This is a genomic window from Vibrio jasicida 090810c (assembly GCF_002887615.1).
In the GTDB taxonomy this organism is placed as follows: Bacteria; Pseudomonadota; Gammaproteobacteria; order Enterobacterales; family Vibrionaceae; genus Vibrio; species Vibrio jasicida.
This window is the reverse complement of the sequence record NZ_CP025793.1, coordinates 1,733,647-1,749,548: the sequence shown is the minus strand read 5'-3', so window position 1 is coordinate 1,749,548 and position 15,902 is coordinate 1,733,647. Positions and strand designations below refer to the sequence as shown.

12 protein-coding genes are annotated in these 15,902 nt (G+C 45.3%); 6 read left to right on the top strand and 6 right to left on the bottom strand.

What is annotated here, in order from left to right:
• Positions 1-14 precede the first annotated feature (14 nt).
• Genes napA through napF form a run of 3 tightly spaced genes read right to left on the bottom strand, consistent with a single transcriptional unit; the run spans position 15 to position 3,337 of the window.
• The gene (gene napA / locus C1S73_RS25265; protein ID WP_038867401.1) at positions 15-2,504 is read right to left on the bottom strand and encodes a periplasmic nitrate reductase subunit alpha; all 2,490 of its coding nucleotides are present in this window, start codon (positions 2,502-2,504) and stop codon (positions 15-17) included.
• Entirely contained in the window at positions 2,501-2,809 is a 309-nt protein-coding gene (locus C1S73_RS25260; protein ID WP_038867403.1) for a chaperone NapD, read from the bottom strand. The genes napA and C1S73_RS25260 overlap by 4 nt, the downstream gene beginning before the upstream one ends.
• Positions 2,810-2,851: 42 nt before the next feature.
• A complete protein-coding gene (napF, locus tag C1S73_RS25255) occupies positions 2,852-3,337 on the bottom strand; it encodes a ferredoxin-type protein NapF (protein ID WP_081634754.1) in 486 nt (161 codons plus the stop codon).
• Between the two features lie 246 nt (positions 3,338-3,583).
• Here napF and narQ point away from each other — a divergent pair, with 246 nt between their 5' ends.
• On the top strand, positions 3,584-5,320 hold the full coding sequence (gene narQ, locus C1S73_RS25250) for a nitrate/nitrite two-component system sensor histidine kinase NarQ (RefSeq protein WP_038867405.1): 1,737 nt from the start codon (positions 3,584-3,586) through the stop codon (positions 5,318-5,320).
• Positions 5,307-5,939 carry a response regulator gene (locus tag C1S73_RS25245; RefSeq protein ID WP_227740525.1) on the top strand — a complete coding sequence of 211 codons (633 nt, stop codon included), beginning with the start codon at positions 5,307-5,309 and terminating at the stop codon, positions 5,937-5,939. The genes narQ and C1S73_RS25245 overlap by 14 nt, the downstream gene beginning before the upstream one ends.
• Before the next feature lie 51 nt (positions 5,940-5,990).
• On the opposite strand, the gene C1S73_RS25240 is transcribed toward C1S73_RS25245, so the two are convergent.
• Complete coding sequence (locus C1S73_RS25240) at positions 5,991-6,164, bottom strand: hypothetical protein (RefSeq protein ID WP_038867409.1); 174 nt, start codon at positions 6,162-6,164, stop codon at positions 5,991-5,993.
• A gap of 263 nt (positions 6,165-6,427) precedes the next feature.
• Between C1S73_RS25240 and C1S73_RS25235 the strand changes: the two genes are divergently transcribed.
• Positions 6,428-7,288 (top strand): DUF6279 family lipoprotein, encoded by an 861-nt coding sequence (locus C1S73_RS25235; RefSeq protein ID WP_038867411.1) that lies wholly within the window; start codon positions 6,428-6,430, stop codon positions 7,286-7,288.
• A 189-nt stretch (positions 7,289-7,477) separates the two neighbouring features.
• Positions 7,478-8,707, top strand: coding sequence for a peptidase T (gene pepT, locus C1S73_RS25230; protein ID WP_038867412.1), 1,230 nt, complete (start codon positions 7,478-7,480; stop codon positions 8,705-8,707).
• A gap of 69 nt (positions 8,708-8,776) precedes the next feature.
• On the opposite strand, the gene C1S73_RS25225 is transcribed toward pepT, so the two are convergent.
• On the bottom strand, positions 8,777-9,235 hold the full coding sequence (locus tag C1S73_RS25225) for a dCMP deaminase family protein (RefSeq protein WP_038867415.1): 459 nt from the start codon (positions 9,233-9,235) through the stop codon (positions 8,777-8,779).
• 347 nt (positions 9,236-9,582) lie between these two features.
• Between C1S73_RS25225 and vmeY the strand changes: the two genes are divergently transcribed.
• Together vmeY and vmeZ are read left to right on the top strand one after the other, a co-directional pair.
• Complete coding sequence (gene vmeY / locus C1S73_RS25220; protein ID WP_038867417.1) at positions 9,583-10,710, top strand: multidrug efflux RND transporter periplasmic adaptor subunit VmeY; 1,128 nt, start codon at positions 9,583-9,585, stop codon at positions 10,708-10,710.
• A gap of 8 nt (positions 10,711-10,718) precedes the next feature.
• On the top strand, positions 10,719-13,871 hold the full coding sequence (gene vmeZ, locus C1S73_RS25215; RefSeq protein ID WP_038867419.1) for a multidrug efflux RND transporter permease subunit VmeZ: 3,153 nt from the start codon (positions 10,719-10,721) through the stop codon (positions 13,869-13,871).
• A gap of 253 nt (positions 13,872-14,124) precedes the next feature.
• Here the strand turns inward: vmeZ and C1S73_RS25210 are convergent, their stop codons facing one another.
• A complete protein-coding gene (locus tag C1S73_RS25210; RefSeq protein WP_038867422.1) occupies positions 14,125-15,894 on the bottom strand; it encodes a methyl-accepting chemotaxis protein in 1,770 nt (589 codons plus the stop codon).
• Positions 15,895-15,902: the final 8 nt, after the last annotated feature.

The window sequence follows — 15,902 nt, the reverse complement described above, 5'->3', positions numbered from 1 at the left end:
TCGTTATTTGACGGTTAAGCAATCTTAGTGATTTTGACTGGACACTTTTTAAAGTCTGTCTGTTTAGACAATGGGTCCGTCGCATCAAGGATCAGCTTGTTGATCAAAATACGAGCATCAAAGAACGGTACGAATACCAAGCCTTTTGGCGGACGGTTACGGCCGCGAGTTTCTACACGAACGCGTACTTCACCACGTTTGTTTGCCATCAGAACTTCTTCCCCGCGGCGAACGTTGCGAGCTTTAGCGTCGTCAGGGTGCATGTAACACACCGCATCTGGAACCGCTTTGTATAGCTCTGGAACACGGCGCGTCATTGTACCTGTATGCCAATGTTCAAGAACTCGGCCTGTACATAGCCACATATCGAACTCTTCGTTAGGCACTTCTGGTGGCGCTTCGTATGGTGCAGAGATGATCTTCGCTTTGCCATCTGCATTGCCGTAGAAGTCCCAACCTGAACCTGCTTTCGCATACGGGTCAGAGCCTTCTTTAAAGCGCCATTGTGTTTCTTTGCCATCAACAACCGGCCAGCGTAGACCGCGTACTGTGTGGTAAACATCATACGGTGCTAAGTCGTGACCGTGACCACGACCAAACGTCGCGTACTCTTCGAACAGACCTTTCTGTACGTAGTAACCGAAGTGGTGAGCGTCATCGTTCATCTCACGCGCTTCTTCGATAGGGAACTTGTCCACTTGACCATTCTTGAACAGCATGTCGTACATGGTTTTGCCACGGTATTCCGGTGCTTTAGCAAGTAACTCTTCTGGCCACACTTCTTCCATCTTGAAGCGTTTCGAGAATTCCATTACTTGCCATAGGTCAGACTTCGCATCACCAATCGTACCAACTTGTTGGTACCATGCTTGAGTACGACGCTCAGCATTACCGTATGCGCCTTCTTTCTCAATCCACATCGCGGTAGGAAGGATAAGGTCTCCAGCTTGCGCGGTTGCGGTTGGGTATGGGTCAGATACGACGATGAAGTTTTCTGGGTTACGGTAACCAGGAAGACGCTCAGCGTTGATGTTCGGACCAGCTTGCATGTTGTTGTTACATTGAACCCAGTAACAGTTTAGAACGCCGTCATGCAACATACGGTCTTGCAGTACTGCGTGGAACCCCGGTTTCGGTGGGATAGTGCCTTCCGGTAGCTTCCAGATATTTTCTGCAATCTTACGGTGTTTAGGGTTAGCAACGACCATATCTGCTGGTAAGCGGTGAGCAAATGTACCAACTTCACGAGCCGTACCACACGCTGATGGTTGACCTGTTAGTGAGAATGGGCTGTTACCCGGAGTCGCAATCTTGCCGGTTAGTAGGTGGATGTTGTAAACCAAGTTGTTCATCCATACGCCGCGAGTATGTTGGTTCATACCCATCGTCCATAGAGACATCACTTTTGTGTTTGGATCCGCGTATTGCTTTGCAAGCTCAATCAGTTTTTCTTTTTCAACGCCAGAGATCTCTGACGCTTTCTCAACCGTATATGGTGCTACAGACTTTTTGTATTCTTCGAATGAGATAGAAGTTAGCTTGCCAGAGTTCGGATTCTTCGCTGCCTTTTGTAGTGGGTCGTCGTCACGTAGACCGTAACCAATATCAGTGTCAGCTTGGGTGAAGTTAGTATGCTTGTTTACAAAATCCCAGTTCACTGCATCATTTTCGATGATGTAGTTTGCGATGAAGTTAGCAATCGCTAGGTCAGACTGAGGATTGAAAATGTAGCCGTGATCTGCCAACTCAAATGAACGGTGGTAGTAAGTAGAAAGCACGTTCACTTTAACGTGAGGGTGGCTTAGGCGACGGTCAGTAATACGAGTCCAAAGTACAGGGTGCATTTCTGCCATGTTTGAACCCCAAAGAACGAATGCGTCTGCGTTCTCGAAGTCATCGTAACAACCCATTGGCTCATCGATACCAAATGCACGCATGAAGCCAACTACAGCAGATGCCATACAGTGACGCGCGTTAGGGTCGATATTGTTAGAGCGGAAACCTGCTTTCATCATTTTTGCAGCAGCGTAACCTTCCATTACTGTCCATTGGCCAGAACCGAACATCCCCACGCTGGTTGGGCCTTTTTTCTCTAGAGATGCTTTCCATTTCTCTGCCATGATGTCGAAAGCAGCGTCCCAAGAGATCGGTGCGAAATCACCGTTCTTATCGTATTTACCATCTTTCATACGCAGCATTGGCGTAGTCAGACGATCTTGGCCGTACATGATTTTTGAAAGGAAGTAACCTTTGATACAGTTCAGGCCTTTGTTTACCGGCGCTTCAGGGTCACCCTGTGTTGCTACTACTTTACCGTTTTGAGTACCAACAAGAACAGAACAGCCTGTACCACAGAAACGACAAGGCGCTTTGTCCCATGTGATTTTGGTTTGATCAGAGCTTGCAATCAGGTTAGTTGCAGAAGCTGGTAGTGTAATACCTGCGACAGCAGCAGCTGATGCAGCCGCGTTTGCTTTCACAAACGCACGTCTTGTCATTTTCATACTTCACCCTCAATTTGGGAATGTTGTGTTCCAGTGTCTTTTTCTTCCGTTTCTTCTAGCCCAGTTTCGATTTGGTGATAAACCAAAACCGTGCTCAAGACATTCGGTAAATTATTAATCGCATCGATAGTGTCTGTGATGAAACCTTGGTTCTCTGTTTCAAGCACAACGATGATTTTGCCTTCAGGACTGTCGCCGTAGATTTCCGCATTTTCATATGTTTCGATCTGGGTTTTCGTCTCTGCTAAATGTTCAGGCAGAACATGCACTACCAGACTTGAAATATGCACTTCGTTTAGTGACATATGTCTCTCTCGTTTTATTGCCTTTCACCGACCACTGACGGTTCAGGCTGTTATATTGCTCACATTGATGGATGAAGTAGGGCACACTGAAACGCATGCGCCGCAGCCGTTACACTCATCAAGGTCTAAATTTGGTTGTGCCACCTTGCCCAGTTCCAATTTGAACCGGATTGCCATTGGGTCACACATGTCCCCGCAGCTTCGGCACTCGACATTTTGCTTAGCTAAACAACTATCGGTGATGCTCGCTTTTGCCTGCCATGGCTGTTCTGTTTCTGATAAGAACAAGGGTTCAGGACAAACATTGGCGCATTGATAACAAAAAGTGCATTCATCGATAGAAAAGTTGACCGCAGGAAATCCACCGTCGCTTTTGATTATAATTTTGGTTTCACATGCCTCGACGCATTTACCGCAACGAGTGCAGTCGTCTGTAAACTGCGTTGGCTTCGCTATCCAAGGAAGACGTAAGGAATTATCCAACTGCGTTTTTCTAGCAAAAAGTCTTCTTCGAGAAAGGTCTACCACTTAGTCACCTCAAAATTTGAAACCCAAACTAAGCATAGTCCACAATTTCATTAATAAACTGTCATTTAAGTACACGAAATTGTAGTTTTTGACATATATCTATAAATACCTCTTAGGGGGTAATTCGAATGCAATATTGTTTTGGATCAATAAATTCCGACGCAGGTGATCACATATTGATAAAGTTGAAAGATAATACGTGTTGTAGAAAGGCAAACATGGTTATCAAATGAGCGGAGTTCAGAGTTGTTTAAAAATGTGAAAAAGTCAGTAACACGTACAATTGCATCTGCCATGATGTTGATTTTACTTCTTTCTGTAGCGACTACTGGCTTTGCTATTTTCACTTTAGCATCAAGCTTGAACGATGCGGAGGCAGTCAACGTTGCTGGTTCAATGCGAATGCAGAGTTATCGGTTAGCTCATGATATTCAAAGTGAATCTGTTGATTATTCTTCACACATTGATTTATTTGAAGCGTCAATCTATTCACATTCTATGAGAGCGCTTCAACATTGGACGGTGCCCGAAGACATCACAAAAGACTATTACCGGTTGATTCTGCGTTGGCACGAACTTAAATCGGTATTAAAGAGCCAAGATCGGACTCAATACTTGGTTTTAGTCGCTGGTTTTGTTCAACAAATTGATGCCTTTGTTTTTAAGCTGCAAAACTATTCTGAGCAAAAACTCATCAACCTAGCATGGATTGGCGGGCTGGGGCTTGGCGGGATTCTGTGTGCAAGCATGTTTGTTGTGCATTTTATTCGGTTAGAAGTGGTAAGGCCGTTACGCGCTTTGGTTGCGGCAAGTGAGCAAATTAAAAACCGCTCATTTGATGTATCGCTTAACATCTCAAGCGACAATGAGATGGGAATTTTAACCCGAACATTCAATCGGATGGCGATGGATTTGGGTAAGTTATATCGAGGGTTAGAGCAAGCGGTTGACGAAAAAACTCGTAAGCTACAGCACGCAAATCAATCGCTTCAAGTGCTGTACGATTCGTCTAAAGAGCTGACGGCTTCTCGTATCCATCAAGAAAATTTTCAGGCTATTTTACAACATATTGCAAGTTTGGAAGGAATTCGTGCAGTTAAGCTCGAAATTGATCAAATTGGCGAGCCAAATTGGATACTGACCGAAGGAGAAGAGTGTCGACACGGTTGTGATACCGATTGCCACAGTGAGACATTAACGTTGGATGGTGAGCACCTCGGTTACTTACATTGGAAAGCTGGTTTACCGTGCCCGAATGAAACACTGATCGACAACTTTGTTCAAATCTTATCACGTGCGGTATATTACAACCGTGCGCAACGACAAGCCGAGCAGCTGTTATTGATGGAAGAGCGTGCAACTATTGCTCGTGAGTTACATGACTCTTTGGCTCAGGCTTTGTCTTATCTAAAAATACAAGTATCGCTGCTCAAACGCAGTGTGAAAAATATTCCAGATGAAAAAGCGATCTCTCAAACGAATCAAGTGATCGCTGAGCTCGATACTGGCTTGTCAGCTGCCTATACCCAATTACGTGAGCTTTTGACCACCTTCCGTCTTACGATTAAAGAGGGCAGTTTTGGTCAAGCGCTTCAAGAAATGGTGGCGACGTTAGACGAACAAACAGCAGCGGAAATTTCTTTGAATAATAAGCTTTCATCAACGGAATTAGACGCGCATCAACAGGTGCATCTACTACAGTTGATCAGAGAAGCGACAATAAATGCGATAAAACACGCTCAAGCTAAGAATATTAAGATCCAATGTCTTGATTCTGATGGGAAAGTCACAGTGACTGTAGCTGATGATGGTATAGGCTTTGAGCAACAAGACGAAAAATTAAATCATTACGGTATGAGCATCATGCAAGAACGTGCAGCAAGATTGCACGCAGACCTCAGTGTAGAGGCGGCAAAGAACGATGGTTGTATCGTGAGACTAGAATTCCAACATAGTAAGGAAGTAAACATTGACAGTGTGTAAAGTAATGCTGGTGGATGATCACCCACTCATGAGACGTGGTATTCATCAGTTGCTAAGTTTTGAGTCAGACTTTGAAGTTATTGCAGAAGCCAGTAGTGGTGCGGATGCGGTCGCAAAAGCTCACGAACTTGAGCTGGATTTGGTGCTTCTGGATCTTAATATGAAAGGCATGTCCGGGTTGGACACGCTTAAAGCACTTCGTGCCGATGGTTGTGAAGCTCGCATTGTAATCCTGACGGTTTCTGATAGCCCTGCGGATATTGAAGCGATTGTGCGTAGCGGAGCAGACGGATACTTACTAAAAGATACCGAGCCAGATGAATTAGTTGAGCTACTAAAACAAGCACATGAAGGTGACAAGGCCTACAGCCAAGCGGTTGCGAAATACTTGAACGAGCGTTCAGGACAAGAGGATGTGTTTGACTCGCTGACCGATCGCGAGACGCAGATCCTGCAAGAGGTAGCACGTGGCTTCCGTAATAAACAGATCGCAGATCGCCTGTTTATCTCTGAGTCGACGGTAAAAGTACACATGAAGAGTCTACTCAAAAAGCTGAAAGTACCTTCACGTACTGCAGCAACCGTGCTTTACCTAGAGCGCTTTGGTGAAATTAAGTAACTTACTCTGAGTGCTTTAGATGCAAAAACCGCCCAAATTTAGGCGGTTTTTTTATTTGTCTGGGCGAATAGAGTACAAATCGCTGTTGTATTTACCGCACTCTAAATAGTAATGATGTGCCGCTTTTTTATCTTCCGCGACCACTCTCATACTGTGTATTTTCCCCTGTTCAAAGTAACGAATTTCGTACTCTACAATCGTATCAAGTTGCTCAGCAGCAGCCATGCTACGCCTCCATAAACTATCCTGTTGTTATTGATGCAATTTATATGCCATTTAAGGAACGCCGTCTCGTTCATATTTTGGCCGATAATTGCGCACTAACTCACTTTTTTGCGGATAGTTGTGATAAAAAAGTTAATTTCAAACTCTATATACTACGAGGGTGGCAAAAAGACTTTGCCATACTGACGAAAGTTTGCCGCAATACTAAGTGATTTAGGGTGAGTATAGAACTTAATCAATAAAAAAGGGAATATGGATCGGTGATGAAATTTAAAAGTTTATCCAATAAAGCGGTTCGATATGGATTTGTATTGATATCTATTGTGTTGTTAGCCGGATGTGCAAAAAAGTTTTTATACAGCAATATAGACTGGGTTGTGATTGAATATTTAGACGATTACGTTTCTCTTGATGGAGAGCAAGAGTCGTTGCTTGAAGAGCGTATTTTATTACTGGCCGATTGGCATAAAGAGGAAGAATTACCTTTATATATCGATCACTTAAAACAATTAGAGTCACTGAATAAAGACAACGTGACGCTAGAGTCATTGCAAGCGAACCGAGATCAAATGCGAGACCACTACCAACGTCTTGTCTCGAAAGCCGCGCCGGACCTCTTCTCGCTGAGTATGCAGTTAAACACTAAGCAAGAATCGGAGTTTGTCGACAGTGTAAAAGAGCGTTACAAAGAAAGAGATGAAAAATACGCAGGGAAAACGGAACAAGAGCTGCGAGAAATTGTCTTAGAGAATACAGAAGAGTGGATGGAAGAGTGGCTTGGTAAATTATCTAACCAGCAAAAAGTGCGCGCGAAACAACTTTCTAAAAAGGTGATTATAAATAGTCCGTTATGGCGAGATTACCGCTCGTCAATAATTCAGGAGTTAGAGTACCTTTTCGAAAATAAAACCAACACTGTTGTTTACCAGCAGGTATTCATGAAGCTCTTATTCGAGCCGGAAAGTTATTATAGTGATCAATTGAGGGACAATATTGATCGTAATATCGAACTGACGGATCAATTCACTCTAGATATATCCCAATCGATGAGTGACAAACAATGGCGACATTTTCATGGCAAAATTCGTGAATGGCGTGAGCTCGCTGAAGAACTACTGAATTAATACTCGATAAAACAACCTGTTAGTGTGAGTGCTGGTAGGGCATACCAGCACTTTCTGATGAAAAACTGATTCAAAGCAAATTCTTATTGTGGCATGAGCGTAACATGGCTTGTCGAACCATGTTGGATAGGATCCTCGCACTCCCATGTATCCCTTGTGCGGGCCTTCACCAAAACAATGAGAATAATTATGAAGCATTTAGTTGAAAGATTTCTTCGCTACGTCACGTTCGATACTCAATCAAATCCCCACGAGAGCGCCTGCCCAAGTACTGGCGGTCAGTTGGTTTTTGCTCAGCATTTAAAGAAAGAGATGCAGGAACTCGGATTGAGCAACGTAACCTTAAGTGATAACGGTTACCTAATGGCAAAATTACCGTCGAATGTTGATTACGCTGTGCCTGCTATCGGTTTTATTGCTCACATGGATACCGCGCCTGATGCTTCAGGCAAAAATGTAAACCCCCAGTTTATTGAAGATTACCAAGGCGGTGATATCGCTCTTGGTCTAGGTGATGAAGTGCTTTCTCCGGTGCAGTATCCAGATCTGCATGAACTTCATGGCCACAACCTAATTACCACTGACGGCACAACGTTGCTTGGCGCTGACAACAAAGCGGGTATTGCAGAGATTCTATCTGCTGTTGCCATGTTGATCGAAAACCCAGAAATCCCACACGGTGATATTTGTATCGGCTTTACTCCCGATGAAGAGATTGGTCGCGGTGCTGATTTGTTCGATGTAGAAAAGTTTGGCGCGCAATGGGCATACACTATCGACGGTGGCCCTCAAGGAGAATTGGAATACGAAAACTTCAACGCAACCAGTGCAGACGTTATTTTCCATGGCGTAAGTGTTCATCCAGGCACTGCTAAAGGTAAACTGGTTAACGCGATGAACTTGGCTGCGAAATTCCAAGTGCAGATGCCAGAAGATCAAACGCCAGAAACGACAGAAGGCTACGAAGGTTTCTTTCATCTTAAATCTGGTGAACTTGGTGTCGCCCGCAGTGAGCTAGGTTACATCATCCGTGATTTCGATCGTGAAGGACTTGAAAGCCGTAAAGCCTTTATGCAGAAGCTAGTCGATGACATGAACGCAGGCTTGAAACACGGTTCGGTTGAGTTGAAGTTAACTGACAGCTATTACAACATGCGAGAGATGGTAGAGCCTTACCCTCACATTATCGAACTCGCTAAATTAGCGATGGAAGAGTGCGATGTAGAGCCACTTATTAAACCGATACGCGGTGGTACAGACGGTGCGCGCCTATCATTTATGGGCTTACCTTGTCCGAACATCTTTACCGGCGGTTATAACTTCCATGGCATTCATGAATTTATCTCGGTAGAAATGATGGAGAAATCAGTACAAGTCATTGTGAAAATTGCTGAACTTACCGCGAAGAAGCATAGCTAAGTGTCACGCTAGATACAAAAAGCCCAGACAGTGTCTGGGCTTTCTTATTTTTTGGCGTCTTAATCAGAATTAGCGAACATCTTTTTCTTCAATGTCGCTTATTGGTAACCAGTTTACTTCAACGCCTGCTTGGTCAAACATATCTTGGCTCACTTGAATCTTGTCACCCCATCGAGACAAAAAGTCTTCTGATTGTTCTGGACAGCTTACTCGAGCGATCCCGGTTTGGATGATCTTTGCTGCGCAGTTTGGACAAGGGAAGTGGGTTACCCAAATATCACAACCGTCTAAATCGCGTTTAGAGAACAGAATCGCATTCTCTTCTGCGTGTAGTGTTTTGAGGTACTTTAGCTCACGTTCATCTGTATCAACGCTGTCAGACACGCCATGTGGGTAGCCGTTGAAGCCTACCGAAACAATGCGGTTCTGTTTAGTGATTACCGCACCGACCTGTGTAGATGGGTCTTTACTCCAAGACGCCACTAACTCAGCCATTTGGTAAAAACGTTTCTCCCATTTAGAAATCATACTCATCCTCGGTCGAAAGCTTTGAATTAATTGCATGATAACCCATTCTGTTTAAAAAAATAGTCAAATCATGCTTCCTCTCAACGAAGTTTTCACTTTATTAACTCATATAACAATGATTGCGTAAAAAAATGGCAATGATGAAGTGAGTTACCAAAATGATTTTCATGTTAAACCACGAACATGATCGCAACATTTTTAGCGCCATTATTACTATGTTTGCGAGTCGTTTCATCAGCTTACACTTTGAAACACATTCCCTTATTTCTCTTGAAGTTTTCGGACAAAGCTCCCTGTAAGGTTAGGGTATTGTCAATTGAATCCTGTTCTATAAAGACGGTATATACATGCAAAAGAAACCACTCGTCGCATTAATGGCGGCAACAGCTATCCTCGCGGGATGCGGAGAAGCAAACAATGCCCAGAAGGGGAGCCAAGCTCCTCTTGTTGTGACTCAGGATGTCACAATTATCGACTACCAGCCGAGTAAATCTTACATCGGCCGCATTGAAGCAGTAGAAGATACGAATATTACGGCACAAGTCTCCGGCTACCTCGAAGCTCGCCATTTTGACGAAGGTCAAATGGTCGAAAAAGGGGCGCTGTTGTACTCCATAGAGCCTTCTTCTTTCGAAGCTCAAGTGGCGAGTGCTAAAGCGGCACTAGCTCAAGCGAAAGCAGCATTGAAAAAAGCGGAGCTTGATCACCAACGCGGTAAAAACTTGCTTCCTCGTGGCAGTATTTCGCAATCCGAGTTTGATGCATTAACGGCAACGTTACTTGGTGCTCGTGCTGAATTGGAAGCCGCAAATGCACAGCTTAAACTGGCGGAAGTTAACCTTTCTTATACGCAAATCCGAGCGCCATTTAGCGGTCGCATCAGCGACAGTAAAGTAAGTACGGGTGATCTACTTTCTCCATCTTCTGGCATCCTAACGACACTGGTTAGCTTAGACCCAGTACATACTTCATTCAGCGTGAGCGAACGTGAGCGTTTAACGCTTGGAATGGATCGTATCAAAGGTGATGGGAGTGCTGAGTCGAGTGGGGTAGAGGTTCAACTTGAACTTGAAAACGGCGAGTACTTCGAGCATCTCGGTCAGTTGGATTTCTTGGGTAACCGTATCAATACTCAGACGGGTACGATTGCTATGCGTGCTTTGGTGCCAAACCCAGAACAGAAATTACTTCCTGGTCAGCATATTAAAGTGAACTTGCGTGATAAAAACGCGAAAGACGTGATCGTTGTACCACGTCGTGCGGTTCAAACTGACCTCGAAGGTGACTTCGTTATGGTGACGGCAGAAGGTAATGTTGCTGAACGTCGCAATGTGAAGCTTGGTCCACAAGTCGAGCAGGGCATCATCATTAATGAAGGTCTAGAACAGGACGATACGGTCATTACACAAGGTCTGCAACGTGTGCGTAACGGCGTAGAAGTGCGCATTCAAGCACCTGCTGAAGACAAGCAGTAGGAGGCGGAATGTTAAGTCGTTTCTTTATACAAAGACCAAAGTTTGCACTGGTAATTTCGATCATTTTGACGTTGGCAGGTGCCATCTCTTTAGCGATCCTACCCGTTGCTGAATATCCTAAAATCAGCCCGCCATCGGTGAGCGTGACGGCGTTTTACACTGGCGCGAGTGCCGAAGTGGTTGAACAGGCGATAGCCGACCCCATAGAGACCTCCGTCAATGGCGTAGAAAACATGATTTACATGTCTTCGAAAAGCGCGAATGACGGTTCGTACAGCCTAAATGTCACCTTTGATGTAGGCACAGACCCAGACATGGCTCAGGTTAACGTGCAAAACCGAGTGTCACAGATTGAGTCCAAGTTGCCTCAAGAAGTGCGTATGGTTGGTGTCACGGTGAAAAAGCGTTCTCCGGACCTGTTGATGGTTCTGAACTTCTACTCGCCAGATGGTAAGTATGATGACAAGTTCCTTATCAACTACATCAACCTGAACGTGAAAGACCAGTTAGCGCGTGTTAAAGGCATCAGTGAAGTTAACGTTATCGGTGGCGGTGAATACGCAATGCGTGTTTGGTTGGATCCAGAGAAGATGGCCAACCTCAACCTAACCACGAGCGACGTATACGCGGCGTTAGCTGAACAAAACGTTCAAGTTGCTGCGGGACGTGTTGGCGCTGCGCCTTACAATAATCCGCAAGAAGTTCAGTTTAACCTAGTGACCAAAGGTCGTTTGGAAAGCGTGAGTGAGTTCGAAGACGTGGTTCTTCGTGCTAATTCAGACGGTTCAACGGTGTACCTGAAAGACGTTGCTCGTGTTGAACTTGGTAAAAAGTTCTACGACGGTAACGGTAAGTTCCGTGGTCAAGACGCTTCTATCGTGGCGCTGTCTTTGCAATCGGATGCGAATGCACTAGAAAGTGGTAAGGCGGTCATGGATTTGCTGGATCGCCTAAGTACGAACTTCCCTGAAGGTATGGCTTACGAAACCAGTTACGATACAACCGTATTTGTTGCCGAATCGATTAAGGGCGTTGTCAAAACGCTGATTGAAGCAATCTTGCTGGTAATCGCAGTGACTTATCTGTTCTTGGGGAGTGCGCGTGCAACCTTAATTCCAGTGGTGGCCATTCCGGTGTCGCTTATTGGTACCTTTGCCATCATGCAGGCCACAGGCTTCACCATAAACACAGTAACGCTGTTTGGTTTGATTCTCGCTATCGGTATCGTTGTAGATGATGCGATTCTGGTTATCGAAAACGTGGATACCACGATGGCGAAAGACCCGAGTATTTCACCGCGTAAAGCAACCTTGATCGCAATGAAAGAGGTGACGGGTCCAATTGTTACGTCGACTTTGGTTCTATTAGCAGTATTCCTTCCAGTTGCCATGCTTCCGGGTATCACTGGCATCATGTATCGTCAGTTTGCACTGACCATCTGTATTTCAGTTGTTATTTCCTCGATTAACGCACTAACACTGTCTCCAGCGTTATGTTCGTTGGTATTGAAACAGGGTGGTGGCAACACGGCAAACTGGTTCCAAGCGTTTAACCGTGGTCTTGAGCGAGTGACTGCGCGCTATGGTCAAATTGCGGGCTTCTTAGTGAAGAAGTCGATCCTACTGATCTCCTTCTTCTTTGTTGCGGTTGCTGCAGTAACCTTCTTTGCGAAAACGACGTCAACGGCGTTTGTACCCCAAGAAGATAAGGGCATCTTGCTGGTTAACGTGCAACTTCCAGATTCCGCTTCGCTTTCTCGTACTGAGGAAGTGACAAATGATCTGATGAAGATGGTGGAACAGGAACCGGGCGTGGATGGTGTTACCGTTGCGAATGGTTACTCATTCATGACAGGTGCCGCAGCATCAAACGGTGCGTCTCTGTTTATCAAACTGCATGATTGGGATACGCGAAATGGTTTAGATGGAGAGCACTCTGCCAATGCGATTGCGAACCGTATTAACGGTCGAGCTGCAATGGAGCTTCCTCAAGCTATCGTCTTTGCCATGGGACCACCTGCGGTTCCGGGTATGGGTGCGGCATCTGGTTTTGAATTCGTACTTGAAGATACGCTAGGCCGTAGCCGTACAGACCTATCAATGGTTATGGGCGAGATGATTCAGGCAGCTAACCAAGCGCCTGAAATTGCTTACACTTTCAGTACGTTCCGTGCCAACGTTCCGCATTACTACGTCGACATTGACCGTGAAAAAGCCCAACAGTTAGGCATCCCACTGTCGTCTATTTTCCAAACTCTACAAGGTAACCTTGGTTCACTTTACGTGAATGACTTTACCATGTTCGGTAAGAACTTCCGCGTAACCATGCAGGCAGACAGTGAACACCGTAGCAGCATGGAAGATTTAGAGCGTTTCCACGTTCGTTCTTCTGGTGGTGATATGGTGCCGTTGAGTACGCTAGTGAGTTATGAGCAAGTGTTTGAACCGGATGTAGCATGGCGATACAACATGTACCGCAGTGCCATTATCCAAGGTCAGCCAGCTCCGGGTTACTCAAGTGGTGATGCCATTGCTGCAATGGAACGCGTTGCGGCAGAAGTTCTGCCACAAGGTTACACTTACGAATGGACGGGCATGGCCTACCAAGAGGTGCTAGCGGGTAACCAAGCGATTTATGCGTTTGCGTTGGCGTTGATCTTCATTTATTTGTTCATGGTAGCGCAATACGAAAGTTGGACGATTCCACTTGCAATTATCCTAGTAGTGCCAGTAGCGACGTTGGGGTCCTTCCTCGCATTGAACCTAACAGGCACACCTCTCAACTTGTACGCGCAGATAGGTCTCGTCCTACTCATAGCGCTCGCGGCGAAGAATGCAATCCTTATTGTGGAATTCGCCAAGCAAGAGCGTGAAGAGAAAGATGTGGATATCGATAGTGCGGCTGTTCAAGGTGGTAAACTGCGTTTCCGTGCGGTGAACATGACTTCTTGGTCGTTCATCTTGGGTATCTTCCCGCTGATCTTTGCGGCGGGTGCAGGTCACGTGAGTCAGAACTCGTTGGGTATCTCGTTGATAGGGGGGCTACTCTGCGTGCTGCTAGCAGGTACTTTCTTGATACCAGGCTTCTACGCATTGGTACAGAGAAAGCGTGAGAAAATTCATGGCGGAAGTACCAAGCTTGTTCCTCTTGATGATGAATAAACGCTGAGTTCACTCTGAAAATAAAAAGCCCGATGCATGTGAGTGCCTCGGGCTTTTTGTTGATGTTGATAGTGAAAAGGCATCAGTTGCCAAGCTCTTGGCGCTTGCTCCAACCTTCGACGTTTTCATATGGGCTCAAATCTTGTGACGCTAGGTCGAAGTTATTGAGCACTTTAAACATCCCTATACTCTCACTAGGATGAAGGTAGAGCGAAACTGGCGTATTCACAGAATGCTTAGTGATTGTTGCTGTCTATACGTCGCGTGTCTTAAATTTAGCGACGGCATCGTCCATATCATGAGCTTGTGCAGAAACCGAGTTCACCTCGTGCAAACATTCTTGGGCTGACTGCATGTTATTTTCGGAAATTACATTCAGTTCGGTGATCGAATCACTGACTTGGTTCATCACAATGCCTTGCTCTTCAATAGCTGATGCGATGCGCTCCGAGTTGCCTTGAATCGCGTTCATGTCGGCAATGATTTGTTGTAAGCTTGAATCCAATTGTCCTGATGCCGATAGGGTTTGTTGCCCTTGGTCATTACATTGATCAATATCTGAAACCACCATCGACATTTGCGATTGAATGTCTGACACCACGCGAGTAATCTCCTCTGTCGATTGATGTGTGCGGCTTGCCAATGCACGAACCTCATCTGCAACGACCGCAAAACCGCGTCCTTGTTCGCCAGCACGCGCCGCTTCAATTGCTGCGTTGAGAGCAAGTAGATTAGTTTGTTCTGCAATGTCTTGGATGATGTTGACTGCACCACCAATTTTCGCAACGTGTTCGTTCAAAGAACCAATCGATTGTTGGCTATTAGACAGAATGCCCGTTAACTGGCCGACATTCGTTACTGTAGTCTCGACGACAGTACGACCTTGTTCTGCGTTGCTTGCGGCTTGATGGACGCCCTCTACAGCGACGGATGTGCTTTCTGAAATCTCTCCAATTGTCGCCACCATTTGCTGTACAGCGGTTGCCATAGAAGAGGTGTGGTCAGCTTGTGCGTGGAATTGCTCCATCACACCTTCAAGTTCGCGGTGCATATTGTCTGTGCTAGCAGATAACTGTGCGGACTTTTCTTGGGTGCCATGGATTAAGTGTTCTAGTTTATCTAATAGATCATTTAAGTGGTGACTAATGTCTACCAGTTCATCTTTGCCTTTTAGCTCAGAACGTAAACCCATATTGTTGCTTTCACTGATGTTTTTTATCGTGGCTAATAAGCTGCTGACTCGTAAGTTAATAGACCGAGATATCTGCATAATAAGGGCAAATATCACCACCAAAACCAGCACAGTGATGCTTTGCTTCACGATAGCATTCTGAGTATCGCGTTCTTGAGCCGCATTGGTCAGTGCTGAAGAGAAAGTCTTAAATTGTTCTTCCACAGTATGAGAGAGGGCACGAGTCTCGCCCAATAAACCTTTATTGTAAGCAACGCCTATGGTTCGTTTCTGAGCGGAAAGCTGATGCGCACTCTCAATCAATGCTGGTACATATAAGCCTTGTAATAGGCTCTCATTAACTTCGCCTGCTTCTACGAGTTCATCGAATTGAGTCAAAGCGATCACTTGTTCGTGATTAGCGGTTATCTTGGCTTCAGACAGCGCTTGCTGAAACGGTGCAAGCAACCCACTTTGGTTATCCAATCCGAAACGTTCATAGGCCGCTACAAGTTTTTGAAAGCCAGCTTGATAAGATAATAGGTCTTGTTTGAATTGGTGGCTAGAAGGGAGGTCATAACGGTTAAGAATGCCTGCCAATTCTTGTTCGGTACTAAGGAACTTATCAACGTTTCCGTCAAACTTACCAAGGTATTTGTTGTTGCCGCGTAATAAAAAGTCCTTTTCGTTACGGCGAAGGTTGAGCAATCGGATTTCCAAATCTCCGACGAGTTTAATCGCGTGGTTGAGCTCTTGGCTTTGGTTAGCGAAGTGTGACGAGGTGGCCAACAGGGTGACGATACCCAAAATGGCGATCACTCCTAGGGAGTAGAGCTTGTGCCTGATAGTCATAAAGCTTG

Excerpts from the sequence above, each read along its gene's own strand:
- C1S73_RS25210 (WP_038867422.1), bottom strand. The coding sequence starts at position 15,894 with ATGACTATCAGGCACAAGCTCTACTCCCTAGGAGTGATCGCCATTTTG.
- vmeY (WP_038867417.1), top strand. The coding sequence starts at position 9,583 with ATGCAAAAGAAACCACTCGTCGCATTAATGGCGGCAACAGCTATCCTC.
- vmeZ (WP_038867419.1), top strand. The coding sequence starts at position 10,719 with ATGTTAAGTCGTTTCTTTATACAAAGACCAAAGTTTGCACTGGTAATT.
- C1S73_RS25260 (WP_038867403.1), bottom strand. The coding sequence starts at position 2,809 with ATGTCACTAAACGAAGTGCATATTTCAAGTCTGGTAGTGCATGTTCTG.
- napA (WP_038867401.1), bottom strand. The coding sequence starts at position 2,504 with ATGAAAATGACAAGACGTGCGTTTGTGAAAGCAAACGCGGCTGCATCA.
- C1S73_RS25235 (WP_038867411.1), top strand. The coding sequence starts at position 6,428 with ATGAAATTTAAAAGTTTATCCAATAAAGCGGTTCGATATGGATTTGTA.
- C1S73_RS25225 (WP_038867415.1), bottom strand. The coding sequence starts at position 9,235 with ATGATTTCTAAATGGGAGAAACGTTTTTACCAAATGGCTGAGTTAGTG.
- pepT (WP_038867412.1), top strand. The coding sequence starts at position 7,478 with ATGAAGCATTTAGTTGAAAGATTTCTTCGCTACGTCACGTTCGATACT.
- C1S73_RS25240 (WP_038867409.1), bottom strand. The coding sequence starts at position 6,164 with ATGGCTGCTGCTGAGCAACTTGATACGATTGTAGAGTACGAAATTCGT.